The sequence below is a fragment of the Bradyrhizobium sp. NP1 genome (assembly GCF_030378205.1).
Classification (GTDB): Bacteria; Pseudomonadota; Alphaproteobacteria; order Rhizobiales; family Xanthobacteraceae; genus Bradyrhizobium.
Genome location: NZ_CP127385.1, coordinates 2,591,002 through 2,617,036 on the forward strand (window position 1 = coordinate 2,591,002; position 26,035 = coordinate 2,617,036).

Below are 26,035 nucleotides of genomic sequence, written 5' to 3' on the forward strand. Positions count from 1 at the left end.
GATCTTTTCGGAAAACCGCTGCACACTTTTCCGGATCATGCTTCACTTCATGCCTGCTCGCAGCGCGTTGGATGAAGCCGGGGGGAATCGCGCGAGGTCATGATGTCACCTGAAGCTATCACCCAGATCATCGTCTCGTCGCGTACCGAGGAGCTTGCGGCCGAGCAGCCGTTCTATATTCCGATGACGGGCCCCGCGGCACGGCCGCGGCGTTCATTGAAGCACGACGACACCTTCATCGTCCTCGACAGCCATGGCGACATCGGCGCTTCCGCCGGCGGCCCCGATGGCCTGTTCAACGCGGACACCCGCTACCTTGCGCGCCTCGAGCTCGTGCTCGACGAGCTGCAGCCGCTGTTGCTCGGTTCCAACCTGCGCGACGACAATTCGGCGCTGACGGTGGATCTCACCAACCCCGACATCTACCAGCACGGCCGGATCGTGCTGCCGAAGGACATGCTGCACATCGTGCGTACCGTCTTTCTCTGGCGCGGCACGGCCTATCAGCGTATCGGCGTGCAGAACCATGGCGACCGCAGCGTCAGCTTCGACCTCACCTTGTTGTTCGACAATGATTTCGCCGACCTGTTCGAGGTGCGCGGCGAGAAGCGGCCGCGACGCGGCACGGGTTTCAGCAAGCTGACCGGTCCGACCGACGTGCTGTTCGAATATCTCGGCCTCGACGGCCGCACCCGCGCCACCGCGCTGCATTTCGATCCGCGACCGACGCGGCTTGCCGTCAACGCCGCGACCTGGCATCTCGACCTGCAACCGCATCAGGTCTCCTCGCTGTTCGTCGCGGTCTCCTGCAACAAGCCGCCCGGCGCCAGGCCGGTGCGTTTCTTCCAGGGTCTGCTCGCGCATCGTCGCGAGATGCGCCGCTGGACCTGCGGCACCGCCACCGTCGAGACCTCCAACGACATCTTCAACGAGGTGCTGTGCCAGGCGATGGCCGACCTCAACATGCTGATGACCGACACGCCGCAAGGCCGCTATCCTTACGCTGGCATTCCCTGGTACTCGACGACGTTCGGCCGGGACGGGCTGATCACGGCGATGCAGATGCTGTGGCTCGATCCCAGGGTTGCGCGCGGGGTGCTGAAACGACTGGCCGTCCATCAGGCGAAGGTGGTCGATCCGGTCTCGGATGCCGAGCCCGGCAAGATCCTGCACGAGATGCGCGGCGGCGAGATGGCGGCGCTCGGCGAGGTGCCGTTTGCGCACTACTATGGCAGCGTCGACGCGACGCCCCTGTTCGTGCTGCTCGCCGGGCTCTATGTCGAGCGCACCGGCGACGAGGCGACGCTGGTCGAGTTGTGGCCCGCGATCGACGCTGGCTTGCGCTGGATCGACGGACCGGGCGATCCCGATGGCGACGGCTTTGTCGAATATCAGCGCGCCACCGAGAAGGGGCTTGCCAACCAGGGCTGGAAGGATTCCTACGACGCGATCTTCCACGCCGACGGCCGCCTCGCCGAAGGCTATATCGCGCTCGCCGAGGTGCAGGGCTATGTCTATGCGGCCAAGCGCCTTGCGGCGAAATGCGCGCGGCGGCTCGGCAAGCTTGATCTCGCGCATGAGCTCGACCTGCAGGCCACCGCGCTCGCCGAGCGCTTCGAGGCGGCGTTCTGGTGCGAGGAGATCGGCACTTACGCGCTGGCGCTCGACGGCGCCAAGCAGCCGTGCCGCGTACGCAGCTCGAACGCCGGACAGTTGCTGTTCAGCGGCATGGTGCGCGAGGACCGCGCCCGCAGGCTCGCGGCCGACCTGTTGCGGCCGCATTTCTTCACCGGCTGGGGCATCCGCACCATTGCGCTCGGCGAGGCGCGCTACAATCCGATGTCCTATCACGACGGCTCGATCTGGCCGCATGACAACGCGCTGATTGCGCTTGGGCTCGCGCGCTACGGCCTGAAACATGCGGTCGGGCAGGTGTTCAAGGGCATGTTCGAGGCGGCGACCTACATGGATCTGCGACGCCTGCCGGAACTGTTCTGCGGCTTCCGCCGCGAAAAGGGCCGCGGACCCACGCTCTATCCGGTCGCCTGCGCGCCGCAGGCCTGGGCCAGCGCGACGCCGTTCACGCTGCTGGAAGCCGCACTCGGGCTTGAATTCGACGCCGAGCGCGGCGAGATCCGGCTGCGCAACCCGCGGCTGCCAGCCTTTCTCGACGACGTGACGCTGCGTGAGCTGCACCTCGGCGAGGCGAGCGTGGACCTGCGGGTTCGCCGCCACAATGACGACGTTTCGCTGGAGGTTCTGCGCAAACGCGGCCGGATCCAGGTGTCGATCGTGCTGACGCATTAGTGCCGTGCATGGAAGGAGTTCCTATGGGTGCAGCCCGCAAGCTGGTCCTGGTGATGCTCGGCGCGATGGCGCTTGCAGGCGCCGCGCGCGCCGAAAACGAGGCGCCGCCGGCCGATCAGGCGTCGCAGCCTGCTGCCCCGCCGGCCGCGCCGGGAGCCAAGGAGCCCGCACCGCCGCCTTCGGTGACGGTGATCGAGGCGCGGGAGGCGCATGGCGTGCTCGGCCGCGACGTGCGTGGACCGAATGACGAGAACATGGGCCGTATTGTCGACGTGATCGTCGACCGGGCCGGGGTGGTGCGCGCCGCCGTGATCGATTTCGGCGGTTTCCTCGGCGTCGGCAGCCGTAAAATCGTGGTCGACTGGAACGCGCTGCATTTCGGGCGCGTTGCCAACAAGGGCGACAGCATCACGCTCGAGCTCACCAAGGAACAGGTCAACGCCGCGCCGGAATATAAGGAGGATGCGCCGATCGTCGTGCTGGGCGCGGCCGGCAGCCTCAAGCCGTTGCTGTTCGACCACTGAAGAAGCGGAGGCAGGCTCTGGTCGCTCGTCAATCCCACTGGTTCGATCGGATCGACGATGACCGCCCGAAAGGTTCGAGCGGCGAGGGCAACGGTGTGCCGAAAACGCCGGAGCCGGCGCCTTCGGGCCGCAAGCCGGTGCCGTCGCGCGAAAGCCTGCGCGGGCTCGACTGGTTCATCTTCTTCCTGGCCGACGTGCAGACCGGCTTCGGTCCGTTCATCGCGGTCTACCTGACCACGCAGAAATGGACCCAGGTGGAGATCGGCTTCGTGCTGTCGATCGGCGGGGTGGTCGGCCTGATCGGCCAAATGCCGGGCGGCGCCATCGTCGATGCCGCGCGCTCGGAGCGGCTGGTCGCGGGCCTTGCCATCGCCGCGATCGGATGTGTGGCGCTGGCCTATGCCGCCTGGCCGATCTTCCCCGTGGTTGCAGTGGCCGCGACGCTGCACGCCGCGGCAAGCTGCGTGCTGGGTCCGGCGATCGCGGCGATCAGCCTTGGTCTGGTCGGGCCGCTCGCGATCGGCGAGCGCTTGGGACGCAATGCGCGCTTTGCCTCGCTTGGCAACGGCTTCGCCGCGGCACTGATGGGAACCTGCGGCTATCTCATTTCGAGCCGCTCGGTGTTTGTCGTGACGTTCCTCCTGGCAATTCCGACCCTGCTCGCGCTGGCGCGCATCCGCGAGAGCGATATCGACATCGCGCGCGCCCATGGCGCGGTGGTGCGGCAACAGCCCGATCCGGAGGCGACCAGCGTCGTGCACCTGATCTGCCAGCGTCCGCTGCTGATCTTCGCCTGCGGCGTCATGCTGCTGCAGCTCGCCAATGCGGCGATGCTGCCCCTGATGGCGGGCGTGGTGACGACCCGCTCCAGCCAGTGGGCGCCGGTCCTGATCGCGGCCTGCATCATCGTGCCCCAGGCGATCGTCGCGCTGATGTCGCCCTCGGTCGGCGCCAAGGCGCAGGCCTGGGGCCGGCGCCCGCTGCTCCTGATCGGGTTCGGCGCGCTGGCGATCCGCGGCCTGTTGTTCGCCACAGTGCACGACCCTTACCTGCTCGTGGCCGTTCAGGTGTTCGACGGCATCACCGCCGCCGTGTTCAGCGTCATGACGCCGCTGATCGTGGCCGACGTCGCCTTCGGCAGCGGCCATTTCAACTTGGCGCAGGGCATTGTCGGCACCGCCGTCGGCATCGGCGCATCGCTCTCGACCGTGCTGGCGGGCTATGTCAGCGACAGGTTCGGAAGTCCGGTCGCCTTCACCGGGCTTGCCGCGATCGCGGCGCTCGGCTTCCTGATGATGTGGCTGATCATGCCGGAGACGCGGCACCTGGAGACGGATCAGGCCGCCACCTGAGTGAGCGCGATCTTGCGGTAGAGCGCGCCATAGCAGGCGGCGGAAAGCTCCCAGCCAAACCGCCGCGCCATGGCGGACCGGCGCATGGCGTCGAGGCGGTCCTTGGCGCCGAAGGTCGAGAAGGCGCGGCGCACCCCGCCGAGGAAGGATTCCTTCGATGGCCGCGTGAACAGGAAGCCGGTCTCGCCGTCCGTGATGGTCTCGGCGAGGCCGCCGGTCTGGTGCCCGATCGGCAGCGATCCGAACCGCTGCGCATACATCTGGCTCAAGCCGCACGGCTCGAAGCGCGACGGCATCAGGGTGAAGTCGCTGCCGGCGAAGATCCGCCGCGCCTGGGCGTCGTTGAAGCCGATCGCGACGCCGATCGCATCCGGCCTGCGGCGATGGGCGGCGACCAGCGCCAGCTCGATCGCGGGCTCCCCTGAGCCGGTGACGACGATCTGCCCGCCGGAATCGACGATCTCGTCGGCTGCCGCCAGTACGAGGTCGATGCCCTTCTGGTGCACGAGGCGGGCGACGATGCCGAACATCGGCCCGCGCGACACTGCAAGGCCGAACTGCTTGCGGACATAGTCGGCATTGGCCTGCTTGCCGGCCCAGTCGCCGGCGCTGAATTGTTTGGCAAGCTGCGGACAGAAGCGCGGGTCCCAGCTCTCGTCGATGCCGTTGAGGATGCCGGTGAGCTCGGCGGCGGCGGAACGGGCGCGGAGCAGGCCCTCGAGCCCGCAGCCGAATTTGGCGGTGGTGATCTCGCGCGCGTAGGTGGAACTGACCGTGGTCAGGTGCGAGGCATAGACCAGGCCGCCCTTGAGGAAGGACAGCTTGTCGTAGAACTCGACGCCGTCGATGTGGAACGAGCTTTCCGGCGCGCCGATCCGGCGCAGCGAGTCTCGTGGGAAGAGGCCCTGATAGGCGAGATTGTGGATGGTCAGGATGGTCGGCAGATTGACCCCGCGCCAGGCGAGATAGGCCGGCACCAGCGCCGCCTGCCAGTCATTGGCATGGACCAGGTCGGCTGCCCAATTCTTGTCCACCTTGCCTGCGGCCAGATCGGCGGCCGCCGAGGCCAGGCGGGCAAAGCGGATGTCATTGTCCGGCCAGTCCCGGCCTTCTTCATCGCCATAGGGGTTGCCCGCACGGTCATAGAGTGAGGAACACAGCAGCACATAGACCGGCAGGCCGTCGCGGGTGGCGGCCCGGCCTATCCGGCAGGCCGGCATTTCCGCAAGGCTCGCGCACTCGCCGACGATTTCGATGTGGGTCAATTCCTCAATGACGTCGCGGTAGCCCGGCAACAGCACCCGCACGTCGCTCCAGGGGCGCAGCGCGCGGGGCAGTGCGGCCGAGACGGCGGCGAGCCCGCCCACCCGGATGAAATCGTCCATTTCCGTCGTGACGAACAGGACCCTCAAGAAAATGCCCTCAAAATGACCCGGCCCGTGCCATGCAAGTTTAGGTCCAATTGCTTTTTCGCCTCAACGCGGACGAAGCCGCGCAGGTTCCAAAGGGCCGCGCGGGTCGTGCTAATGAGGGACGGACCGCGCAGCCAGAGCGCGGACGGGGAGCGCGCAATGACGATACGCCGAAACGATGAGGGCAGTTTGACAAGGAGCTTCGCCGGTTTGCGCGTGCTCGATTTCTCGACCACGATCGCGGGTCCGCATTGCGCGCGCATGCTCGCGGACCTGGGCGCCGAGGTCATCAAGGTCGAGACCGCCGAAGGCGAGACGATGCGCACGCGGCCTCCGGTGCGCAACGGGTGCAGCACCGCCTTTGGCCAGCTCAATGTCGGCAAGAAGAGCCTGGTGCTCGACCTGAAGTCGCCGCAAGGCGTCGAGGCCGTGCGCCGGCTCGTCCAAGGCTGCGACATCCTGGTCGAGAATTTCCGCCCCGGCGTGATGCGCCGGCTGAAGCTCGACTACCCGACGCTCAGCGCGCTGAACCCGAAGCTGATCTATTGCTCGATATCAGGCTATGGCCAGACCGGCCCGTCCGCCGAACTGCCGGCCTACGCGCCGGTGATCCATGCCGCCTCCGGCTACGACATGGCGCATCTCGCCTATCAGCCGGGCCGCAGCCGCCCGGATTTTTGCGGCATCTATCACGCCGACGTCGTCACCGGCACCTACGCCTTCGGCGCGATCGCGGCCGCGCTGTACCAGCGCCAGGCCACCGGACGCGGCCAGCATATCGACGCCTCGATGCTGGAAACCATGCTGACCTTGACGCTGAACGAGGTGCAGTGGTCGCAGTTCGAGGTCGAGCCGCCCGGACGCCCGATGTTCGGTCCGATCGAGACCTCGGATGGCTACGTGATGGTTGCGGTCGCCAGCGAAAAGACCTTTCAGGGCCTGATGAAGGTGATCGGGCGCCCCGAATGGGTCGATGATCCGCGCTTTGCCCTTTATGCGGACCGCCGCCGCAACTGGGCGCATCTGATTGACGGCGTCGAGGTGTGGTCACGCACGGTGACGACGGCGCAGTGCCTCGCCGCGCTGAACGAGGAGGGGGTTCCATCCTCGGCCTATCGCACCGTCGCCGAAGCGCTCGATGATCCGCAGATTGCCCATCGCCACGCGCTGGCCGACGTGGAAGACGGCGGCGGCCGCTTCAAGGTGCTCAACCTGCCGTTCCGCATGTCGGGGGCGGAGGTCGCTGCGGGCGGGTGGGTGGCGCGGCTTGGCGAGCATAACCGCACCCTGCTCGAGGAAGCCGGATTTTCGGAAGGCGAGATCGCGGCCTTTTCGAACCATGCAGCGCGCGAGCCGGGCTGAACGCGAGCGCGGTGCGCGTTTGTCTCGACCGTGACGGCGTGGCAAGCTGCATGGCAGAACGAGAACAAACAGGTCAGGGAGTGGAGCGATGAAGAGTTTCCAGGTCGTCGATTTCAACGCGCCCTTGCAGGAGGTCGATCAGCCGACGCCGCAGCCTTCCGGCAAGCAGGTGCTGATCAAGGTGAAGGCGGCCGGCGTCTGCCACAGCGATCTGCACATCTGGGAAGGCGGCTATGATCTCGGCCATGGCCGCAAGCCGCTGTCGCTGAAGGATCGCGGCGTGTCGCTGCCGCGCACGATGGGCCACGAAACCGTGGGCGAGGTGGTCGCGTTCGGTCCCGACGTCACCGACGCCGACAAGGGCGGCCTGAAGGCAGGCGACATCGCGCTCGCTTATCCCTGGCTCGGCTGCGGCAAATGTCCGACATGCCTTGCGGGCGACGAGAACATGTGCGCGGTCAAGCCGAATTCGCTCGGTGTCTATTGCGACGGCGGCTATGCCGACCACATGACGGTGCCGCATCCAAAGTATCTCTTGAACCTGAAAGGGCTCGATCCGCTCACGGCGGCGCCTTACGCCTGCTCCGGCGTCACCACCTATTCGGCGCTGAAGAAGGTCGAGTCCGCGTTCGATACGCCGATCGTGATCTTCGGCGCCGGCGGGCTCGGCCTGATGGCGCTGTCGCTGCTGAAGGCGATGGGCGGCAAGGGCGCGATCGTGGTCGACATCGACGCCAGGAAACGCGAGGCGGCCGAGAAGGCCGGCGCGCTCGCCTCCGTCGACGGCAAGGCGCCGGATGCGCTGGAGCAGCTTGTGAAGAAGGCCGGCGAACCCATTCGCGCCGTCATCGATCTCGTCGGCAATGCCGCAACCGCCCAGCTCGGCTTCGACTGCCTGACCAAGGGCGGCAAGCTCGTCATCGTCGGCCTGTTCGGCGGCGGCGCGCCATGGGCCCTGCCGCTGATCCCGATCAAGGCGGTCACGATCCAGGGCAGCTATGTCGGAAACCTGAGGGAGACGCAGGAGCTGCTCGATCTGGTGCGTGAGAAGAAGATCGCGCCGATCCCGGTCACGCCGATGCCGCTCGGGCGCGCCAACGACGCGCTGCGCGAATTGCAGAAGGGCAATCTGATCGGCCGCGCGGTGCTGACGCCGTAGGCGCGACCACGCCCCACTTGCCGTCATTGCGAGGAGCGATAAGCGACGAAGCAATCCATCTTTCCCCGTGCCGAGGTATGGATTGCTTCGCTCCGCTCGCAATGACGACAAAACTGCCGTCTCGCCTCGATCCTGCAAAGGCATCCCCATGTCGGCCAACAGCGCCTTCCACATCGCCGTCCTCGCCGGTGACGGCATCGGCCCGGAGGTGATGGCGCCGGCGCTCGAGGTGCTGCGCAGGATCGAGGCGAGGTCCGGCCTGAAATTCCGTTTCACGGACGCGCCGGCCGGCGCCAGCCATTACCGGGAGACCGGCAAGTCGATGCCGGACTCCACCATCCGGCTGTGCGAGGAGGCGGACGCCATCCTGCTTGGCGCCTGCGGGCTGCCCTCGGTGCGCTACCCCGACAACACCGAGATCGCGCCGCAGATCGAGCTGCGCTTCCATTTCGATCTCTATGCCGGCGTGCGTCCGGCGCGGCTCATTCCGGGGGTGTCGAGCCCGATCGTCGGCGCGGATGCGCGCGGCATCGATCTTGTCGTCATCAGGGAGTCCACCGAGGGCCTGTTCGCGTCGATGGGCAAGGGCGTCGTCACCGACAGCGAGGCGCGCGAGACGCTGGTGATCACGCGCAAAACCTCGGAGCGGCTGTTCGAGTTCTCGTTCCGCCTTGCCGAGCGGCGCAAGGCGCGCGGCCGCGGTCATGGCGGGCTGACCTGCGTCGACAAGGCCAACGTATTCAAGGCGTTCGCGTTCTTTCGCGAGATGTTTGACGAGGCGGCGAGGCGCCATCCAGCGGTGAAGGCCGACCGTGTCTATGTCGATGCCTGCGCGGCGATGCTGGTCAAGCGTCCCTGGGACTTCGACGTCATGGTCACCGAGAACATGTTCGGCGATATTCTGTCCGACCTCACGGCCGGATTGATCGGCGGCATGGGCATGGCGCCATCGGCCGACATCGGCGACCGCCACGCGGTGTTCCAGCCTTGTCACGGCACGGCGCCTGATATCATGGGGCAGGGCAAGGCCAACCCGACTGCGATGATCCTGTCGGCGGCGATGATGCTGGACTGGCTCGCCGACAGGCATGGCGTGGAGAGCGCGGCTGATGCCGCCGAGCGCATCGAGCGCGCGGTCGACAAGGTCTATGCCGATGGCATCAAGCCGATCGAGTTCGGCGGCCGCAACGGCACGGACGATGTTGCCAGGGCGGTGCTGGCGGCGCTGTAGCAAGCCGCGATAGGTCCGATTTGAAACCGATGACGGTTCCGGACTCAAGACCTCGGAAACTTCGCGGCTTTTTCGCGCAGTGGCTTGCGCGCTTCTGAGGCAAGAATACTACAGTCGTGGCGCAATTGTGGGTTTAATCGCGCCGTTGCTTGACTGTTCTCGGGCGGTGCAATTATGGCTTCACAAGGGCAACTTACCGGGTTTGTCGAACGTGAAACTCTCAATGATCCGATTGGTCGCGGCGTTTGCTCTGTCGACCGCCATTTGTCTGCCGAGCCAGGCGAACACGCCGGTGGCACCCGGCGCGTCGCGGGCGCCGAAGGTGTTCCTGCTGCGCGGCTTCATGAACATTTTCTCGCTCGGCATGGACCAGCTTGCCTATGAGCTCCAGCAAAAGGGCATCAGGGCCGACGTGTCCAACCACGCGTCGTGGTCGTCGGTGGCCAGCGAAGCGGCGGCGGAGTGCAAATCGGGCAAGATTGGCTCGGTCATCCTGGTCGGCCATTCGCTGGGCGCCGGCGCGGCTGTCGACGCGGCCCGTCAGCTTCAGCAGGACGGCGTGCGCGTCGCGCTGGTGGTGACGCTCGACCCGGTTTCCACCACCCACGCTCCCAGCAACGTGGCGCGGCTGGAGAACTACTACCTCTCCAACGGTGTCGGCGCGGCCGTGCAGAAGGACGCGGGCTTCCACGGCAAGCTGCAGAACATCGACCTCGCCAACCGGCCGGACGCCGGTCACGTGGCGGTGTCGCGGTTGCCCGACATCCACAAGCGCATCATCGCGCAAATCTCGGCGGCTTCAGGGATTTCCTGCCGCTGAACAACGATCGGGGGTGACGTGACCCCTCATATCGCAAGGCTCGTGTTTATTGTCGCCATCCTGGCATGGGGAGCGATTCGCTTCCCCTACCAGATGCGGAAGGTGCCGGTCGCGCGAGCCGATCGCGGCTGGCCCGAAAAGCTCCGCATGACCGCCGCGGCGCTCGGAATCGGGCTGATTCCGGTCGGCTATACCGTGAGCGGGTTCCCCCGCGGCGCCGATTTCGCCTTCAGGCCAGAGCTTGCCTGGATCGGGGCGGCGGTCTTTGCGCTTTCGCTCGCGCTGTTCTATAGCGCCCATCGTGACCTCGGGCGGAATTTCTCCAACAGCCTCGTGGTCCGCCAGGGCCACACGCTGGTGACGTCAGGCATCTACGCCCATATCCGGCACCCGATGTATGCAGGGTTCTGGCTCTGGGCGGTCGCGCAGGCGCTGCTGCTGCAGAACTGGTTCGTCGGCCTTGCCGGCTTTGTCGGATTCGGCATCCTGTTTTTCGGCCGGATCGAGCAGGAAGAGAAGCTGATGCGTGAGACCTTCGGCGAGGACTATGAGCGTTTCGCGCGGCGCACCAGCCGCCTCGTGCCGTGGATCTATTGATGCCGGCTGCTTCTCCCTCATCATCGCGGCGCGTCTGTGTCATCGGTGCGGGCCCGTGCGGGCTCACCACCGTCAAGAACCTGCTCGCGGCCGGCATCGACGACTGCGTCTGCTACGAGGAAGCTTCCGCGATCGGCGGCAACTGGGTCTATGACGCCGCGCCACAGCGGCGCAGCGTCTACTACGCGACCAAGCTGATCTCGTCGAAGCGCCTTTCCGAGTTCGAAGATTTTCCGATGCCGGGCGATTACCCGGATTTCCCATCGCACCGGCAGATGCTCGACTATTTCACGGCCTACGCCGATCATTTCGGCCTGCTGGCGAACATCGCGCTGAACACGCGGGTCGAGAGCGCGAAGCGCCTTGCCGACGGCAAATGGTCGGTGGCGACGCGCGGGCCGCAGGGCGAGCGCCTCGAGACGTTCGATCATCTCATCATCTGTTCCGGCCATCACCGCGAGCCGCTGATCCCCGACTATCCCGGCACGTTCTCCGGCCGCGTGCTGCACTCGCGCGAATACAAGCGCCCCGAGCCGTTCGAGAACCAGCGCGTGCTCGTCGTCGGCGGCGGCAATTCGGCCTGCGACATCGCGGTCGATGTCGGGCGCGTCGCGGCCGCCACCACGATCAGCCTGCGCGAGGGCTATTACATCCTGCCCAAGGTGATGTTCGGCCGCCCGGTCGACCAGCTCTATGCCAAGCTCAGGCAGCGCCTGCATCTGCCGAAATTCCTGGTCGAACCGATCGTCAAGGCGATCGTCAGCCTCGAGGTCGGGCCGTGGCGGAAATACGGGCTGCAGAAGCCGGAAGGCAGCCCGACCTCGATGCATCCGACGCTCAACACCGCGATCCTGATCGCGCTGCGCGACGGCGCGGTGTGCCCGCGCCCCGGCATCGCGCGCTTCGAGGGCGAGCGCGTTCATTTCGTCGACGGCTCGGTCGAGACCTTCGACACGCTGATCTGGGCGACCGGCTACCGCTTCGGCTATCCGTTCCTGGACGAGGCGGTGCTGGGGGCGGAGTTCATCCGCGCGCCGCAGCTCTATCTCAGCATGATGCACCCGCGGCTCGACAATTTGTTCTTCATCGGGCTGTTCCAGCCGATCGGCTGCATCTGGCGGCTTGCCGACTACCAGGCGCGGATCGCGGCCCTTCAGGTCAAGGGCGTCCTAAAGCGCCCTCCAGACATGGCCGCGCGCATCGCCAGGGAAGCGGCCTCGCGGCGGCGTCGCTTCGGCACCGCGCCGCGGCATCTGATCGAGGTCGACTATCACGATTTCCGCAACGCCCTGCGCCGCGAGCTTGGCGATTATGCCGAGGCCGCGAAGGTGCGTCAGCGCTCGGCCGCGTAGCGCGCTATTTCCCGGTAAAGCGCGGCTTGCGCTTGTCCATGAAGGCGCGGCGGCCTTCGCGAAAATCCTCACTGTCCATGCAGGCGGCGCCGGTCTGTCTGATCGCCTCCATGTCGCGCCCGGCCGGGTCCTTCAGCACTTGCGCGATGGTGATCTTGGCGGCCTTGACGGCGAGCGGCGCGTTCTCGGAGATCGTGCGCGCGATCGCGACCGTCGCATTCCACCATTCGTCGTTCGCGATGACGCGATCGACCAGGCCGATCCGCAGCGCCTCCGCTGAATCGAGCCGCATGCCCGTATACATGATGAGCCGCGCCCAGGACGGGCCGACCAGCGACACCAGGTGGCGCAGGCCGTCATAGCCATAGGCGATGCCGAGCTTTGCCGCGGGTATGCCGAACTGGCTCGCCTCCGCAGCGATGCGGATGTCGCAGAGCATCGCGACCTGCATGCCGCCGCCGAGACAGAAGCCGCGGATGGCAGCGATCGTCGGTTTCGGATAGTCCGCCAGCAGCGCGCGCTGTGCGGCGCTGCGTTTCGAGTATTCCTCCGAGGCCGCCGCGTTGTGGCGGGTCTTTTCGAACTGGCTGATGTCGGCGCCGGAGACGAACGCCTTCTCTCCCGCGCCGCGCAGGATCACGACGCGCACGGCGTCGTCGTCGCGCAGGCCGGTCAGCGCCTGGCCAAGGCCCTCCCACATGTCGAGCGACATGGCGTTGCGCTTGTCGGGATTGTTGAAGGTGATGATGCCGATGCCTTCGTCGACGTGCTTGAGGATCTTGCCGTCGGCGAAGGATTTCTCATTGTCGTTGGGCACGTCTAACATCGGGCGGGCTTTCGCTTGGATAGTGTGCCCGCCACTCAATCACTGCGCCAGATGCGCCGTCAATGGATGGTTGGCGGCCTGGCTGAAGAACGCCGCCTCCTCAGCGGTCGCCTCCAAGAGCTGCTCGTCCTGGTCGTAGATGTCGTTGCGGAACTGCACGGTCTGGTCCCGCGTCATCCACGCCGTCAGGTAGATCCAGGCGACCGGAACCTTCTGCGGCAGCGCGATCTCCTGGTGCTGGCCGGTGGCGATCGCCGCGTCGATCGCGGCGCGATTCCATTTTGCCAGCTCCGCCGACAACAGCCATGCCGCCAGGTCGCGCACATTGTCGACGCGCGAGCAGCCATGAGAGTCGAAGCGGTAGTCGTCGTTGAACAGGCTCCGCTGGTTGGTGTCGTGCATGTAGACCGAATAGGAATTCGGCATGTCGATCTTGACCGCGCCAAGCGCGTTCCAGGCGCCGTTCTGCTGGCGTACCGTGAAGTTCGGCGTGTGCGCACCGGACCAGTCCACCGCGTGCGAGTCGATCGGGTTGTCGTGCGCGTCGAGCACTTCCATGTGCATGCGCGACAGGTAGGTGGGGTCCTTGCGCATATGCGCGGAGATCTCGCTTTTCGCGATCGAGGACGGCACCGTCCAGGTCGGGTTGAGCACGACGCCGGTGATCTGCGCCGTCAGCGTCGGCGAGGGCTTCTCGGTCTTGCCGACGATGACACGATAGCGCCGCACCACGACGTCGTTCTCGACCGCCTCGGCGAAAGTTGCGGGGATGTTGACCACGACATAGCGCGGGCCGAAGGTGAAGTTCATGTTCTCCAGCCGATCGAGCGAGGCCTCGAGCTGGCGGATGCGCTTCTGCACCGGGACGTTCATGGCCGCGATCGTGCGCGGGGTCATGGTGCCGGTCGGCGCCAATCCATGGCGGGCCTGGAAACGCTTCACCGCTTCGGTCAGGGCATCGTCGAACGCGCCGCTCGCCTTCTCGGCGGCGAGGTCGCCGGAGATGATCAGGCGCGTGCGCAACAGCTCGTCATTCGCGCCCGCCGTGCCGGCCGCGAATTTCGCATCAGGCGGGATCATCGGCCAGCCGCCGCGCACCGCGAGATCGGAATAGCTCAGCGCCGCTTCCTTGATCCGCTGCGCGGTGCCTTCGTCATAGGTCGGCTCGCGCGACAGCGCCAGCGCCGCGGCCGAGCGCTGCTCCGGGGTCGATGCGGGTGCTTTCGGCGCCGTCGGGTGCGCAGGTCCGGCGCCTGCGGCCGGCTTTGCCGCGGCGGGTACGGCCGAAGCAGGGGCGGGGGCGCCCTGGCCGAACGCCGGCGCGCTCGCGAGCGCCGCGGCAACGGCAAGGATCAGGCTGGTTCGCATGGCAATCACCTTGGAAGAACTGGCGCAGGAAAGGCGGGCGCAGGAGGAAAGAGGGCGGGCGGAAAGCGTTTCGGGTCAGGTTAATCCATCAAGTCTTGCGTTTTGATTGGGCCGACAATGCGGCTGTTGCGTTGCCGCACAGTGCCGGGATTGGCCTTTTGCGCTGTCTTTGCTATGTCGCCGCAGCAAGCAGGTTGGTTCGCGAGACGTCCAGCCAAAGCCAACCAGAACAAGAGGTCCGGAGGCCCCCATGCTGTTGACGCGCCGGCAGACCATGATCGCACTTTCCACGGGGCTCGCCTCGCTGGCCGCGCCGGCGAGGGCCGATGCTTCCTATCCCGGCCGCATCATCAAGATCATCGTGCCCTATCCGGCCGGCGGCACCACCGACTTCCTGGGCCGGCTGGTCGCCGAGCAGCTCAAGAACGGGCTTAGCGCCACCGTGATCGTGGAGAACAAGCCGGGCGCCGGCACCACGCTGGGCGCCGAGCAGGTGGCGAAGTCCGAGCCCGATGGCTACACGCTGTTGATGGCGACCTCGACGACGCTGGCCATCAACAAGACGCTGTACAGAAAGCTGCCTTACGATCCGGTGAAGGATTTCGCGCCGATCGCGCTGGTGGCCGCGGTGCCGTTCGCGCTGATCGTCAATCCAGATGTCCCGGCGAAGACGCTCGCCGAGTTCGTCGCCTATGCCAAGGCCAATCCGGGCCTCGCCTATGGCTCGGCGGGCAATGGCAGCCCGCAGCATCTCGGCGCCGAGATGCTCAAGAGCGCCGCCGGCATCGACATCCGCCACGTGCCCTATCGCGGCAGCGTGCCGGCGATGCTCGACGTGATGGCGGGACACATTCCCTTCATGATGGTCGACCTGCAGCCGGCGCTGCAGCAGATTCGCGAGGGCAAGGTGCGGGTGCTGGGCGTGACCACGCCCAAGCGCGTCGCCGCGGCGCCCGACGTGCCGACGCTCGCCGAAGGCGGGCTTGCGGGTTTCGAGCTGGTCGCCTGGCAGGGCGTGGTCGCTCCCGCGGCCACGCCGCGGCCGATCATCGATCAGCTCGCGGGACAGATCGACAAGCTGCTCGCCGATCCCGCAACGCGCGACAAGCTGACCACGATCGCGCTCGAGCCGCTGCCGGGTTCGACGCCGGACAGTTTTGCCGCCTACCTGAAGAGCGAAGTCGATCGCTGGGCGGTGATCGTGAAGAATTCGGGCGCCGAGCCGGAGTAGCCGCGAACGAGGTTCGGTCAAGCGCGCCGGCGCGGTCGTATCGTCGCCTGCGCGATCATATCGTCGCCGGCGCGATGGCACCGCGGCCATCGCGCACAGGCCTGAAGGCAACGTCTCGGCCCCGCGCGGGTCGCGCTGCCTTGACGCTGCGAGTCTCAGTCCTCGTTGGCGGCAATCGATTCCATCAAGGAGACGAGCTGACGCTGCACCGTCTGGTCCTTGATCTTGCTGTAGGCGCGCAACAACCGCAGGCTGAAAGCGCTGTCGAGGAACAGCAGGCTTTCGACCTCGCGCGCCTTGGCATCGCCGTCATAGAAGAAGGTGACGGGCACATCGAGCGCGGCGGCGATCTGCTGCAGGCGTGCGGCGCCGACGCGATTGACGCCCTTCTCGTACTTCTGAACCTGCTGGAAGCTGACGCCCAGCTTTTCGCCGAGCTCCGCCTGGGAGATCTTCTGCTCGACGCGCCGCAGCCTGATCCGCTTCCCAAGCTCAATGTCGGGTTTGCCGGCACTGCGCTGCTTCATTCTCTTCGCCGCTGATTTGTTCATTCTGCTCTACCGTCCTTCCGTCGAGAATCCCCAAACATGGGCAGGGGCTCACCCATATACACTGCTTTGAATTGACGTGGATGGACGCGTTCGTCCTTGAGCCACGACTGCTTTGCTGATCTGCACGCCGGCGACGAACGCGGAAAATCGTTGTTGCCTTCCCGCTCGGCGACGTCGTCGGGGCGACCTGACGATATTTGCCTGGGCGGCGCATCCCTTCCGCAGGGTACGTGCAAACCCTAGGCGCTGAACTTGGCAGAATATCGCGGCATCCACAACCTCGGCGGGTCATCGCTCAACGCGCGATATTTGAAACGGTATTCCCGGACTGGGTGCAGGCGACGCCGCGCAGCGCGGTTCTGCGGCCAGAGGTATCTAATAACCATCGAGGACAAAGTGTTGCCCCGCGCCGGAAAAATGAAAGGGGGGGCGGCGTGTTCCATTCGCGTTGCCGATGCCTGATAAAGCATCGCGCGCTGGACAATTCCGGAAAGGTGCCCGACGATTGTCCCACACACGGCAGGGGCACGTCCCTGTCTCAGACGACGGAAAGTGGGCCGGTGGGGAATTCAGACGAACGGGTATTTTCGGTTCTTGCCACGCTTGAGGAATGTCGAGCGGCGCTTCTTGCCGCCGATTGCAGGGAAACGGCGCAGCTTGTGGCGGTGGCGATTCTGGATATCAGGACGCGGCTCGGCGGCATTACCGATGCCGAGCTGAAGGCGTTGTGCGAGGAGATGGCATCGGCCGAAGTCGCAAATAGCGATGCCGCCGACAACGGAATAGCGCCGCGCCGCCGTCCATTGTTGCGAATCGTCAAATAGGCGAGAGCTCTTCGCGATCGTCCGACGGCGCGGCAGGGGCGGCGGCGATGCCGCATTTGTGAAAGAGAAAATCCGGCATCATCGCTATGGGTGAGCGGAGAGAAACGGCCGCGCCTGCCGCGCCGCCGTCCAGACCGGGCCTTGGAGTTGCATGATTCAGACCGTATCGATCCCGGCAGCCTTCGTCGCCGGGCTGATCAGCTTCCTCTCGCCCTGTGTGCTGCCGCTGGTGCCGCCCTACCTGATCTACCTGACCGGCGCGACCATCGAGCACGTCGCCAATGAGGAGACGATGGCGGCGTCGAGGCGCGCCGTCATGACCTCGGCGGCGCTGTTCGTCGCCGGATTCTCCACGGTGTTCGTGATGCTCGGGGCCAGCGCCTCGCTGATCGGCGGGCTGATCCGCGCCTGGTCGGCGGAGCTGTCGATCGTGGCCGGCATCGTCATCGTCGTGATGGGGCTGCACTTCCTCGGGCTCACGCGGATCGCGCTTCTGATGCGCGAGGGGCGGCTGGCGATCCCCAAGCCCGTCGGGCTGTGGGGCGCCTATGTCATGGGCCTTGCCTTCGCGTTCGGCTGGACGCCCTGCATCGGCCCGATCCTCGCCGCCATCCTGTCGATCGCCGCGGCGGAAGCCACCGTGGTGAAGGGCGCGGGGCTGCTTGCGGTCTATTCCGCGGGGCTTGGGATCCCCTTCCTGGTCGCGGCCTTCATGGTCGAGCAGTTCTCGGCGCTGTTCTCGCGGATGAAGCGGCACCTCGCCACCGTCGAGCGCGTGATGGGCGTGCTGATGGTCATCACCGGCGTCGGATTCCTCACCGGCGCGATCTCCGGCATGAGCATCTGGCTGCTCGAGACGTTTCCGGTGCTGCAGAGCTTCGGCTAGCCGTCCACAGGATCAGCCTGCATCGTCCAGCGCGCAGGTCACGGTGCAGACCACGCCGCGCGGCAGGAAGTCGACGGTGGCTTCGCCGCCGAGCTGGTCGCGCGCGCTCCGCTCGATCAGGCGCGACCCGAAGCCGCGATGGATCGGAGTGGTGACGGGGGGCCCGCCGCTTTCGGTCCAGATCAGGCGCAATCTCGGCCGGCCGTCATCCTCGATCACCTCCCAGTCCAGCGTGACCGTGCCGGTGTCGTTGGAGAGCGCGCCGTATTTCGCGGCATTGGTCGCGATCTCATGCACGATCATCGAGAGCACGACCGCCAGCCGCGGCGACAGCGGCACGATCGGCCCGAACATCCTGAGCCGCTCCGGACTGTTGAGGAGATAGGGCCGCAGCACGCGGCGGACGACGTCTTCGAGCTCCGAGCCCTGCCATTTCTCCTGGCTCAACAGGTTGTGCGTTTCCGCCAGCGCCCCGAGGCGGCCCTCGAACTTCTCGCGCTCCGCCTTGCTCGCGCTGCGGAAGGTCTGCACCGCGATCGCCTGCAGGATGGCGAGCGTGTTCTTGACCCGGTGATTGAGCTCCTCGATCAGGAGGTCGTGCAGCATCTCGCCGCGGGCGATCGTGGTCGCCATGCGCAGCGCGAAGCCGAGCCCGACCATGAGCAGGACGCCGCCGATCACGCTGGTGATTGCGATGTTGCGCCACAAGGGCGCGATCAGCGAGCTTTCCGTGATGCCGGCGGCGACGATCCAGCCGGTGAGGGTGGAATGTGCGAAGCCGGATATCAGCGGCACGCCGTCAAGCGACACCGTCGACAGCACGGAATCGGGCCTGCTGAGCATCGGCTGCAGCACGCTCGGCGAGGCGCGCTTGCCGATCGTGTCCCGCGGATTGGGCACGCGCGCGAACACGGTGCCGTCCGCGTCCAGGATCGAGAGCGTCCAGTCGCCCGACGGCTGCTGTTTCTCGATCAGGTTCTGGAACATCCCGATCGGCGGACTGAAGGAGATGTCGTAGATCACCTCGCCATCGCGGATCACCGGGATCTCGACGGTGACGATCGGCTGCTTCTTCACCGCGCCCATGAAAAGGTTCGAGTAATAGGGCTGCCGGTCCGCGAAGACCTTCTGCACGATGTCGAGGTTGTTGCGCCGCGGCAGTTCCGCCGTGTCGGGGTCGAGCGAGGAGAACAACAGGCGGCCGTCGCGATCGGCGACCAGCACGACGCCGTCCTTGCCATACTGGTCGAGGAAGGCCGCGACGATGTGGCGGAAACCGTCGAAGTCGCCGTTGCGCAGCGCCCCGGTCAGCGCCAGCACCTGCAGGCCGCCGGTCATGCGCTGCATTTCCGCGTCCAGCGTCAGGCGGATGCTGCGCACCGTGTCGAGCACGCGCTGCGTCGCCTCCTTGCGGTCCTGCTGGTAGTTGTGAACGACGATGCCGACCGCGAACACGATCAGCGGCAGCATCGTTCCTGCGACCAGGAGGGCGAGGCGCACCGGAAGTGAAAGCTTTGGCAACGGGTGCCCCGTTTCAAGGAATCCGGGCTCAAATCACAGGGGGTGTCGGAACGGCGCCCAATCAGGGACGCCGGCGGCCGGGAGCATAGGAGATGCAGCCGAAAACCGTCAAAGGAATCCGCCGTCGCCGCCGGTTCCCGCGGGCCTGCACGGGATCGGACGGCCGGCTATGCAAGCCAGGTTACAGATCCAGCCGGCCTACAGATTGCTGTCGGTGATCGCCGAATAGATCATGCTGCGCAGCTCGCGCCGGATCGGATAGGCGCTCGACGGCAGCACCTGGGTCATGAAGATCACGGCCAGCTCTTCCGCCGGATCGATCCAGAACGAGGTGGTGGCAGCACCACCCCAGGCATATTCGCCCGGGCTTCCCGCAATCAGCGTCTTCGCCGGGTCCATGGTGACGGAGAAGCCGAGGCCGAAGCCGATGCCGTTATAGGTCGCCTCCGAGAACAGCGAGCGCGACAGTTCCGGCAGGTCGCGTCCGCCCGGCAGGTGGTTCGATGTCATCAGCTTCAGCGTCTTTGGCCCCAGCAGCCTCACGCCGCCGAGCTCGCCGCCATTGAGCAGCGCGCGGCAGAAGGTGAGATAGTCGGAAGCGGTCGAGCACAGGCCGCCGCCGCCGGAGACGAGGTCGGGCGGGGCGAGGAATGAGCTCGTCGCCGGATCGTCCTGCAGCGTCAGCGTGCCCTTGCGCTCGGTGGCATGGAAGGTCATCGCGCCCGGCGGGTCCGCCGAATAGCAGGCGGCGAAGCGCGAGGCCTTGGCCGCCGGCACGAAGAAGTCGGTGTCGGCCATGCCGAGCGGATCGAAGATGCGGGTTTTAAGAAACTGCTCGAACGGCATGCCGGAAATCTTGCCGATCAGGTAGCCGATCACGTCGGTGGAAACCGAGTAGTTCCAGGCCTCTCCGGGCGAAAACTCGAGCGGGATCTTGGCCAGATCCGCGATCATGGAATCGAGCGTGCCCGCCTTGACGACGTCGCCGATCTTCTGCTCGCGGTAGGCGGCATCGACATTGGAGCGCTGCTGGAAGCCGTAGGTCAGCCCCGAGGTGTGGCGCAGCAGGTCGACGATCAGCATCGGCCGCGACGGCGGCCGGGTCAGGAAGGCGGGGGCCGTTCCGGCGACGAAGACGCCGAGGTTCTTCCATTCCGGGATGTATTTGTGCACGGGCTCGTCGAGCGCGACGCGGCCCTCTTCGACCAGCATCATGAAGGCCACCGAGGTGATCGGCTTGGTCATCGAATAGATGCGGAAGATGGTGTCGTCCCTGAGCGGGGCCTTGCGTTCGAGATCGGCAAAGCCCTGCACGGCGCTGTGGGCCACCTTGCCGCGGCGGTAGACCACGAGCTGGGTTCCGGGGAAGCGGCCGGCGTCTACATAGCGGCTTTTCAGATGGGCTTCGATACGATCGAAGCAGGCCTTGGACATGCCGACGGATTCGGGCGAGGTGGGAGCGAGCATGGGGGCGGTCTCCGGCAGTTTTCGCGTATCCCTGTTAGCCGAAACCGCGTCCCGTTCCAATCGCGGCATGCTTACCTCTGTCGCAAGCCTGATGTAGGCTTGCCCGGCCATGTTCCGGCCACCCGCAGGGAATTCAGCCATGCCCCAATTCAACGATGCCGAACTGACCGCCGCCGTCGTCACGAGCTTCGACGAGACACCGAATGAACGGGCGAAATTCCTGCTGCAGGAACTCGTGAAGTCGCTGCACGACTTCGTGCGCCGCACCGATCTCACCTTCGACGAATGGGGCTATGCGATCGATTTCCTCACCCGGGTCGGGCAGAAATGCACCGATACGCGGCAGGAGTTCATCCTGCTGTCCGACGTGCTCGGGGTGTCGATGCTGGTCGATGCGGTGAACCATCGCGAGCGGGGCGGGGCCACCGAGACCACCGTGCTCGGTCCGTTCTATGTCGGCGAGCACAAGGAGACGGCGCATGGCACCGACATCTCCAGTGAGCTGGAGGGCGAGCGCATGTTCGTGCAGAGCCGCGTCACGGATCTGAAGGGCAAGCCGCTCGCAGGCGTCGCGGTCGACGTCTGGCATGCCGACGGCGACGGCTACTATGATTCACAGAAGCCTTCCTACGAGACGCACGGCCCGTCATCTCGGGCGCGCTTCGTCACCGATGCCGACGGCCGCTTCTTCTTCCGCACCATCCTGCCGTGCAGCTATCCGATCCCGACCGACGGTCCGGTCGGCGAGATGATCATCCAGACCCGGCGCCATCCGATGCGGCCCGCCCATGTGCACTTCCTCGTCAATGCGCCGGGTTATGAGCCGCTGATCACCCATGTCTTCATCGACGGTGACAAATATCTCGACTCCGACGTGGTGTTCGGCGTGAAGGATGAGCTGGTCGCTGATGTCGAACCGCGGCGTGACGCGACCATGCCGGACGGCAAGCCGGCTGACGGTCCCTGGCATCTGATGACCTATGATTTCCGCATGAAGCCGGGCCAGGGCAATGCGCCGAAGCCGATGATGGCCAAGGCGCATGAGGACGCCTGAATATGAGGCCGGATTGACTCCGGCCGCTGCGGCCAGTGGCCCGATTCTGACGTTCGCATCCCATCGCGGCAGGCACTTTTGCGAATGTTAGAATCACCACTCGTGTCCCGATTCCGAAGTTCGCGCTAGAAGGAAATCATTTCATGGCTCCGGAAATCGCTCCTCCCGCTGTCGACCGTTTCCGCCTGCATCCGGTCGAGCCGCGTCATGCGTCGATTTTCTGCTTCGCGCTGCTGACCGTTTCCTGTGCGCTCGCCAGCTTCGTGCTCGCCTGCGCAACGCCCTTCGCGGCGTTCGCGGTCGTGGCAGCCGCGATGTTGCCGCTGCGTCCGGCGCTTCTCGTCGTCACCGGCGCGTGGCTCGTCAACCAGACGATCGGATTTGCTGCGCTTCACTATCCGATCGACGCGAGCACCATTGCCTGGGGTTTTGTGATCGGCGCCGCCGCGCTTGCGGCGACCGCAGCGTCCGCCGTCGTTCTTCGCGCCTTGCCGCCGAACCGGACGCCGCTCGTCTTGGCGCTCACCCTGTTTTGCTCGTATGCCGCCTATGAGCTTGTGCTGCTTGCGGCCACGCCGCTTCTGGGTGGGGCAGGAGCCTTCACGCCGGCCATCGTGGTTCGCCTGGGGCTACTGAACGTCGTGTGGCTGATCGCCCTCGTCGCGGCCTGCGAAATCGTCCGCCTGCTCAATCCGTACCGCCGGGGCCGCGCGATTTCGACTTGAGGGAAGCCCGCTGCCGACGCTGACATCGACGCCGATGCTCGCGAAAGCGGCGTCGATGGTCGGCAAACTCAATTTCTGTGCAGCGTGCTTGTTCTTTGTGCGTCGCACAATCATTGTGCGAATCGCAAATTTTGAATGCGAATCCGGCTTGCGACTTTTTCGGGCAAGCCGCGTAAGCTCGCTTGTTTCATAGAGAATTCTGGCTCGCGTGGCTTGGCATGAAGCTTGAATAGCTTCACGCCGACGCCAGCGAAGCCGTCGCTCGAATCCATCATCCGAATTTTGACGCCGTCGAACCGGGCGCTCCCCGGCGCGCACCTCTGCGTCCCAACGCGACACGACCAGCCTGCGAGAGAGGAATTTTTCAAGATGAGCATGGAAAGCCCGACCTGGATTTCCGACTGGAAGCCGGAGAACGAGACGTTCTGGAACAGCAAGGGCAAGTTCATCGCCCGTCGCAACCTGATCTGGTCGATCGTGGCCGAGCATATCGGCTTCTCGGTGTGGCTGATCTGGAGCATCGTGGCGACCAAGCTGCCCCAGGCCGGCTTTCACTACTCGACCGACGAGCTGTTTCAGCTTGTCGCCGTGCCCGGCCTGATCGGCGCGTTGATGCGCTTTCCCTACACCTTCGCGGTCACGATGTTCGGCGGCCGCAACTGGACGATCCTGAGCGCCTCGGTGCTGTTCATACCGACGCTTGCGCTCGCCTATTTCGTCGGCAAGCCGGACACGCCGTTCTGGCTGATGCTGCTGGTGGCTTCCACCGCCGGCCTCGGCGGCGGCAATTTCGCCTCCTCGATGGCCAACATCTCCTTCTTCTATCCGGACCGGATGAAAGGCTGGGCGCTCGGGTTGAATGCCGCCGGCGGCAATATCGGCGTCTCCAGCGTGCAGCTGCTCACACCGATCCTGATGGGCATCGGCCTGATCAATCTCTACCAGGCCGAGCCGGTCGGCGGCGTGTACTTGCAGAACGCCGGCCTGATGTGGGTGCTGCCGCTTGTGGTCGCGGTGTTCGGCGCCGTGTTCTTCATGAACAACCTGACCTCGGCGAAGTCGTCGTTCCGCGACCAGATCGCGATCGTGAAGCAGAGGCACACCTGGATCATGTCCTTCATCTATATCGGGACGTTCGGGTCGTTCATCGGCTACTCGGCGGCGTTTCCGCTGCTGATCAAGACCCAGTTCCCCGCGGTCACCATCGCCATCGCCTTCCTCGGGCCGCTCGTGGGCTCGCTGTCGCGTCCGCTGGGCGGCCTGCTCGCCGACAGGGTGGGCGGCGCGATCGTGACCTTCTGGAATTTCATCGCGATGGCGGCGGCAACCGTCGGTGTCCTCTATTTCGTCGGCGCCAAGGATTTTGCCGGCTTCCTCGTGATGTTCCTGATCCTGTTCGTTACCACGGGCATCGGCAACGGATCGACCTACCGGATGATCCCCTCGATCTTCCGCGAGGAGAACCTGCGCAAGGCGCGCGGGGCGGGCGAGGCCGCGCGCGCGGCGGCGCTGAAGACCGCGAGTATCGAAAGCGGCGCGGCGCTCGGCTTCATCGGCGCGATCGGCGCCTGCGGCGGCTACCTGATCCCGAGCGGTTTCGGCAAATCGATCGCCATCACCGGCGGCCCGCAGCTCGCGCTGGTGATCTACCTCGCTTTCTACGCGACCTGTCTGGCGCTGACCTGGTGGTTCTACCTGCGCCGCAGCGCCGAGACCTCGGGCGCGCCGAGCCTCGCGGAAGCGCGAATCTAGCGGTCGCTTCGTCAAACGGCCTTCGCCCCGCAAGCGGGGCGAAGGATCGGCGAAAGGAGTGAAGCATGACACAAGATCAGGTCAGGCTCGTGCAGGAGAGCTTTGCCAGGGTCGCGCCGATTTCGGATCAGGCCGCGGCGATGTTCTACGATCGCCTGTTCGAAATCGCGCCACAGGTGAAGCCGCTGTTTCCGGCCGACATGGCCGAGCAGCGGCGCAAGCTGATGGCGGCGCTTGCCATCGTCGTGAACGGGTTGTCCGCGCTGGAGCAGATCCTGCCGGCGATCGCCGCGCTTGCGACGCGTCACGTCGCTTACGGCGCCAAAGCCGAACACTATCCCGTCGTCGGCGCGGCGCTGTTGTGGACGCTGGAGAAGGGGCTGGGCGAGGGGTGGACCGCCGAGGTCGCCGAGGCCTGGACCACGGCCTACGACACCCTGTCCGCCGTCATGATCAAGCAGGCCTATCACCGGCCGCAGGCGGCAGAATAGGGGGACGCGTGAGTGAATCGCTTGTCATCGTCGGCAACGGCATGGCGGCGGCCCGCCTGGTCGACGAGCTCGCGCGCGCCGCGCTCGGGCGCTACGCGATCGCGGTGATCGGCGCCGAGCCGCGGCTTGCCTATAACCGCGTGCTGCTGTCCTCGGTGCTCGCGGGCGAGACCGCCTCCCACGAGATCGAGCTCAAGCCCGCCCGATGGTGGCGCGACCGCGGCGTCACCCTGAAATACAATTGCAGGGTCGACGAAATCGATCTCGGCCGCCGCGAGCTCAAGATCGAGGGCGAGGAGAGCGTCGCCTTCTCCAGGCTGGTGCTGGCGACGGGCTCGGAGCCGCTGCGGCTCGGCGTGCCCGGCGCGGATCTCGCCGGCGTCCACACTTTTCGCGACAGCCGCGACGTCGATCTCCTGCTGGCGCTGGCGGCGAAGAAGAAGCGCGTGGTGGTGATCGGCGGCGGCCTGCTCGGCCTGGAAGCAGCCTATGGGCTGGCGCGCGCCGGCGCGGCCGTCACGCTTGTGCATCTGATGGACCGGCTGATGGAGCGCCAGCTCGATCGGCCTGCGGCCGCGCTATTGAAGACGCTGGTCGAGCGCAAGGGCATCGAGATCCTGCTCGACGCCAGCACCGCCCGCATCCACGGCGGTGGCGGCGTCGAGAGTGTCGAGCTCGCCGATGGCCGGCGGATCGACGCAGACGCCGTGATCTTCGCCGCCGGGATCAAGCCGAGCGTCGCGTTGGCGCGTGAGGCCGGCATTGTGGTCAAGCGCGGCATCGTGGTCGACGATCATCTCGAAACCAGCGCTGAAGGTGTGTTCGCGCTCGGCGAATGCGCCGAGCATCGCGGCATCGCCTATGGCCTGGTCGAGCCGGCCTATGAGCAGGCGGCGGTGCTGGCGCGGCATCTTGCGGGCCGCGAGGCGCGCTACCAGGGCAGCGTGGTCGCGACCAATCTCAAGGTGTCCGGCGTCAGCGTGTTCTCGGCCGGCGACTTCCTCGGCGAGGGCGGCAGCGAAAGCATCGTGCTGAGCGACGCGCGGTCGGGCAGCTACAAGAAGCTCGTCATCGCAAGCGGCAGGCTCGCGGGCGCCGTGCTGGTCGGCGATACCACCGACGCGCTCTGGTATCTCGGCTTGATCCGCAGTCGCGAGCCGGTCGCGGCGATCCGCAGCCAGATGATGTTCGGCCGCGCGCTGGCGCTGGCAAAGGCGGCATGA

The 26,035-nt window shown here is 66.0% G+C and carries 24 protein-coding genes; 17 read left to right on the top strand and 7 right to left on the bottom strand.

Annotated features, from left to right (window positions below; all coding sequences use genetic code 11):
• The first annotated feature begins 102 nt into the window (after positions 1 to 102).
• From QOU61_RS12345 to QOU61_RS12355, 3 genes are all read left to right on the top strand, one after another.
• Positions 103 to 2,307, top strand: coding sequence for an amylo-alpha-1,6-glucosidase (locus QOU61_RS12345; RefSeq protein ID WP_289658705.1), 2,205 nt, complete (start codon positions 103 to 105; stop codon positions 2,305 to 2,307).
• 23 nt (positions 2,308 to 2,330) lie between these two features.
• Entirely contained in the window at positions 2,331 to 2,831 is a 501-nt protein-coding gene (locus QOU61_RS12350) for a PRC-barrel domain-containing protein (protein WP_289658707.1), read from the top strand.
• Positions 2,832 to 2,926: 95 nt separating this feature from the next.
• Positions 2,927 to 4,183: an MFS transporter gene (locus QOU61_RS12355; RefSeq protein WP_289658710.1), complete on the top strand. Its 1,257-nt coding sequence runs from the start codon at positions 2,927 to 2,929 to the stop codon at positions 4,181 to 4,183.
• Here QOU61_RS12355 and glgA read toward each other — a convergent pair.
• Positions 4,168 to 5,595 (bottom strand): glycogen synthase GlgA, encoded by a 1,428-nt coding sequence (gene glgA / locus QOU61_RS12360; RefSeq protein ID WP_289658712.1) that lies wholly within the window; start codon positions 5,593 to 5,595, stop codon positions 4,168 to 4,170. The genes QOU61_RS12355 and glgA overlap by 16 nt on opposite strands.
• Positions 5,596 to 5,754: 159 nt before the next feature.
• Here glgA and QOU61_RS12365 point away from each other — a divergent pair, with 159 nt between their 5' ends.
• The 3 genes from QOU61_RS12365 to QOU61_RS12375 all read left to right on the top strand — a co-directional run bounded on the left by QOU61_RS12365 (position 5,755) and on the right by QOU61_RS12375 (position 9,347).
• Entirely contained in the window at positions 5,755 to 6,957 is a 1,203-nt protein-coding gene (locus QOU61_RS12365; protein WP_289658714.1) for a CaiB/BaiF CoA transferase family protein, read from the top strand.
• 88 nt (positions 6,958 to 7,045) lie between these two features.
• On the top strand, positions 7,046 to 8,116 hold the full coding sequence (locus QOU61_RS12370; protein WP_289658716.1) for an alcohol dehydrogenase: 1,071 nt from the start codon (positions 7,046 to 7,048) through the stop codon (positions 8,114 to 8,116).
• A gap of 148 nt (positions 8,117 to 8,264) precedes the next feature.
• Positions 8,265 to 9,347: an isocitrate/isopropylmalate dehydrogenase family protein gene (locus QOU61_RS12375; protein WP_289658718.1), complete on the top strand. Its 1,083-nt coding sequence runs from the start codon at positions 8,265 to 8,267 to the stop codon at positions 9,345 to 9,347.
• A 180-nt stretch (positions 9,348 to 9,527) separates the two neighbouring features.
• On the opposite strand, the gene QOU61_RS12380 is transcribed toward QOU61_RS12375, so the two are convergent.
• Positions 9,528 to 9,692 (bottom strand): hypothetical protein, encoded by a 165-nt coding sequence (locus QOU61_RS12380; protein WP_289658719.1) that lies wholly within the window; start codon positions 9,690 to 9,692, stop codon positions 9,528 to 9,530.
• Between QOU61_RS12380 and QOU61_RS12385 the strand changes: the two genes are divergently transcribed.
• Genes QOU61_RS12385 through QOU61_RS12395 form a run of 3 tightly spaced genes read left to right on the top strand, consistent with a single transcriptional unit; the run spans position 9,670 to position 12,116 of the window.
• Complete coding sequence (locus QOU61_RS12385; protein WP_289658720.1) at positions 9,670 to 10,167, top strand: thioesterase domain-containing protein; 498 nt, start codon at positions 9,670 to 9,672, stop codon at positions 10,165 to 10,167. The two genes, QOU61_RS12380 and QOU61_RS12385, sit on opposite strands and share 23 nt — an antisense overlap.
• A gap of 18 nt (positions 10,168 to 10,185) precedes the next feature.
• Positions 10,186 to 10,764, top strand: coding sequence for a protein-S-isoprenylcysteine O-methyltransferase (locus QOU61_RS12390; protein WP_289658721.1), 579 nt, complete (start codon positions 10,186 to 10,188; stop codon positions 10,762 to 10,764).
• Positions 10,764 to 12,116, top strand: coding sequence for a flavin-containing monooxygenase (locus tag QOU61_RS12395; protein WP_289658722.1), 1,353 nt, complete (start codon positions 10,764 to 10,766; stop codon positions 12,114 to 12,116). Before QOU61_RS12390 ends, QOU61_RS12395 begins: the two co-directional genes overlap by 1 nt.
• A 4-nt stretch (positions 12,117 to 12,120) precedes the next feature.
• Here QOU61_RS12395 and QOU61_RS12400 read toward each other — a convergent pair whose 3' ends face one another.
• Both QOU61_RS12400 and QOU61_RS12405 read right to left on the bottom strand, forming a co-directional pair.
• A complete protein-coding gene (locus QOU61_RS12400; RefSeq protein WP_289658724.1) occupies positions 12,121 to 12,933 on the bottom strand; it encodes an enoyl-CoA hydratase in 813 nt (270 codons plus the stop codon).
• 48 nt (positions 12,934 to 12,981) lie between these two features.
• Positions 12,982 to 14,310, bottom strand: a complete 1,329-nt coding sequence (locus QOU61_RS12405; protein WP_289658726.1) for a L,D-transpeptidase family protein — start codon at positions 14,308 to 14,310, stop codon at positions 12,982 to 12,984.
• A gap of 250 nt (positions 14,311 to 14,560) precedes the next feature.
• Between QOU61_RS12405 and QOU61_RS12410 the strand changes: the two genes are divergently transcribed.
• Entirely contained in the window at positions 14,561 to 15,541 is a 981-nt protein-coding gene (locus QOU61_RS12410; protein WP_289658729.1) for a Bug family tripartite tricarboxylate transporter substrate binding protein, read from the top strand.
• 155 nt (positions 15,542 to 15,696) lie between these two features.
• Here the strand turns inward: QOU61_RS12410 and QOU61_RS12415 are convergent, their stop codons facing one another.
• The gene (locus tag QOU61_RS12415) at positions 15,697 to 16,092 is read right to left on the bottom strand and encodes a helix-turn-helix domain-containing protein (protein ID WP_289658731.1); all 396 of its coding nucleotides are present in this window, start codon (positions 16,090 to 16,092) and stop codon (positions 15,697 to 15,699) included.
• A 434-nt stretch (positions 16,093 to 16,526) separates the two neighbouring features.
• On the opposite strand from QOU61_RS12415, the gene QOU61_RS12420 reads away from it, so the two are divergent.
• Complete coding sequence (locus QOU61_RS12420; RefSeq protein WP_289658733.1) at positions 16,527 to 16,916, top strand: hypothetical protein; 390 nt, start codon at positions 16,527 to 16,529, stop codon at positions 16,914 to 16,916.
• 151 nt (positions 16,917 to 17,067) lie between these two features.
• Positions 17,068 to 17,802 carry a cytochrome c biogenesis CcdA family protein gene (locus QOU61_RS12425; protein WP_289658735.1) on the top strand — a complete coding sequence of 245 codons (735 nt, stop codon included), beginning with the start codon at positions 17,068 to 17,070 and terminating at the stop codon, positions 17,800 to 17,802.
• 12 nt (positions 17,803 to 17,814) lie between these two features.
• Here the strand turns inward: QOU61_RS12425 and QOU61_RS12430 are convergent, their stop codons facing one another.
• Positions 17,815 to 19,323 (bottom strand): sensor histidine kinase, encoded by a 1,509-nt coding sequence (locus tag QOU61_RS12430; protein ID WP_289658736.1) that lies wholly within the window; start codon positions 19,321 to 19,323, stop codon positions 17,815 to 17,817.
• 198 nt (positions 19,324 to 19,521) lie between these two features.
• Entirely contained in the window at positions 19,522 to 20,790 is a 1,269-nt protein-coding gene (locus QOU61_RS12435) for a serine hydrolase domain-containing protein (protein ID WP_289658738.1), read from the bottom strand.
• Positions 20,791 to 20,929: 139 nt separating this feature from the next.
• Here QOU61_RS12435 and QOU61_RS12440 point away from each other — a divergent pair, with 139 nt between their 5' ends.
• From QOU61_RS12440 to QOU61_RS12460, 5 genes are all read left to right on the top strand, one after another.
• Positions 20,930 to 21,844 carry an intradiol ring-cleavage dioxygenase gene (locus QOU61_RS12440; protein WP_289658740.1) on the top strand — a complete coding sequence of 305 codons (915 nt, stop codon included), beginning with the start codon at positions 20,930 to 20,932 and terminating at the stop codon, positions 21,842 to 21,844.
• 143 nt (positions 21,845 to 21,987) lie between these two features.
• Complete coding sequence (locus QOU61_RS12445) at positions 21,988 to 22,569, top strand: hypothetical protein (protein ID WP_289658742.1); 582 nt, start codon at positions 21,988 to 21,990, stop codon at positions 22,567 to 22,569.
• Positions 22,570 to 22,938: 369 nt separating this feature from the next.
• Positions 22,939 to 24,321 (top strand): MFS transporter, encoded by a 1,383-nt coding sequence (locus QOU61_RS12450; protein WP_289658744.1) that lies wholly within the window; start codon positions 22,939 to 22,941, stop codon positions 24,319 to 24,321.
• 65 nt (positions 24,322 to 24,386) lie between these two features.
• Positions 24,387 to 24,812 (top strand): globin family protein, encoded by a 426-nt coding sequence (locus tag QOU61_RS12455; RefSeq protein ID WP_289658745.1) that lies wholly within the window; start codon positions 24,387 to 24,389, stop codon positions 24,810 to 24,812.
• An 8-nt stretch (positions 24,813 to 24,820) separates the two neighbouring features.
• On the top strand, positions 24,821 to 26,035 hold the full coding sequence (locus QOU61_RS12460; RefSeq protein WP_502876921.1) for an NAD(P)/FAD-dependent oxidoreductase: 1,215 nt from the start codon (positions 24,821 to 24,823) through the stop codon (positions 26,033 to 26,035).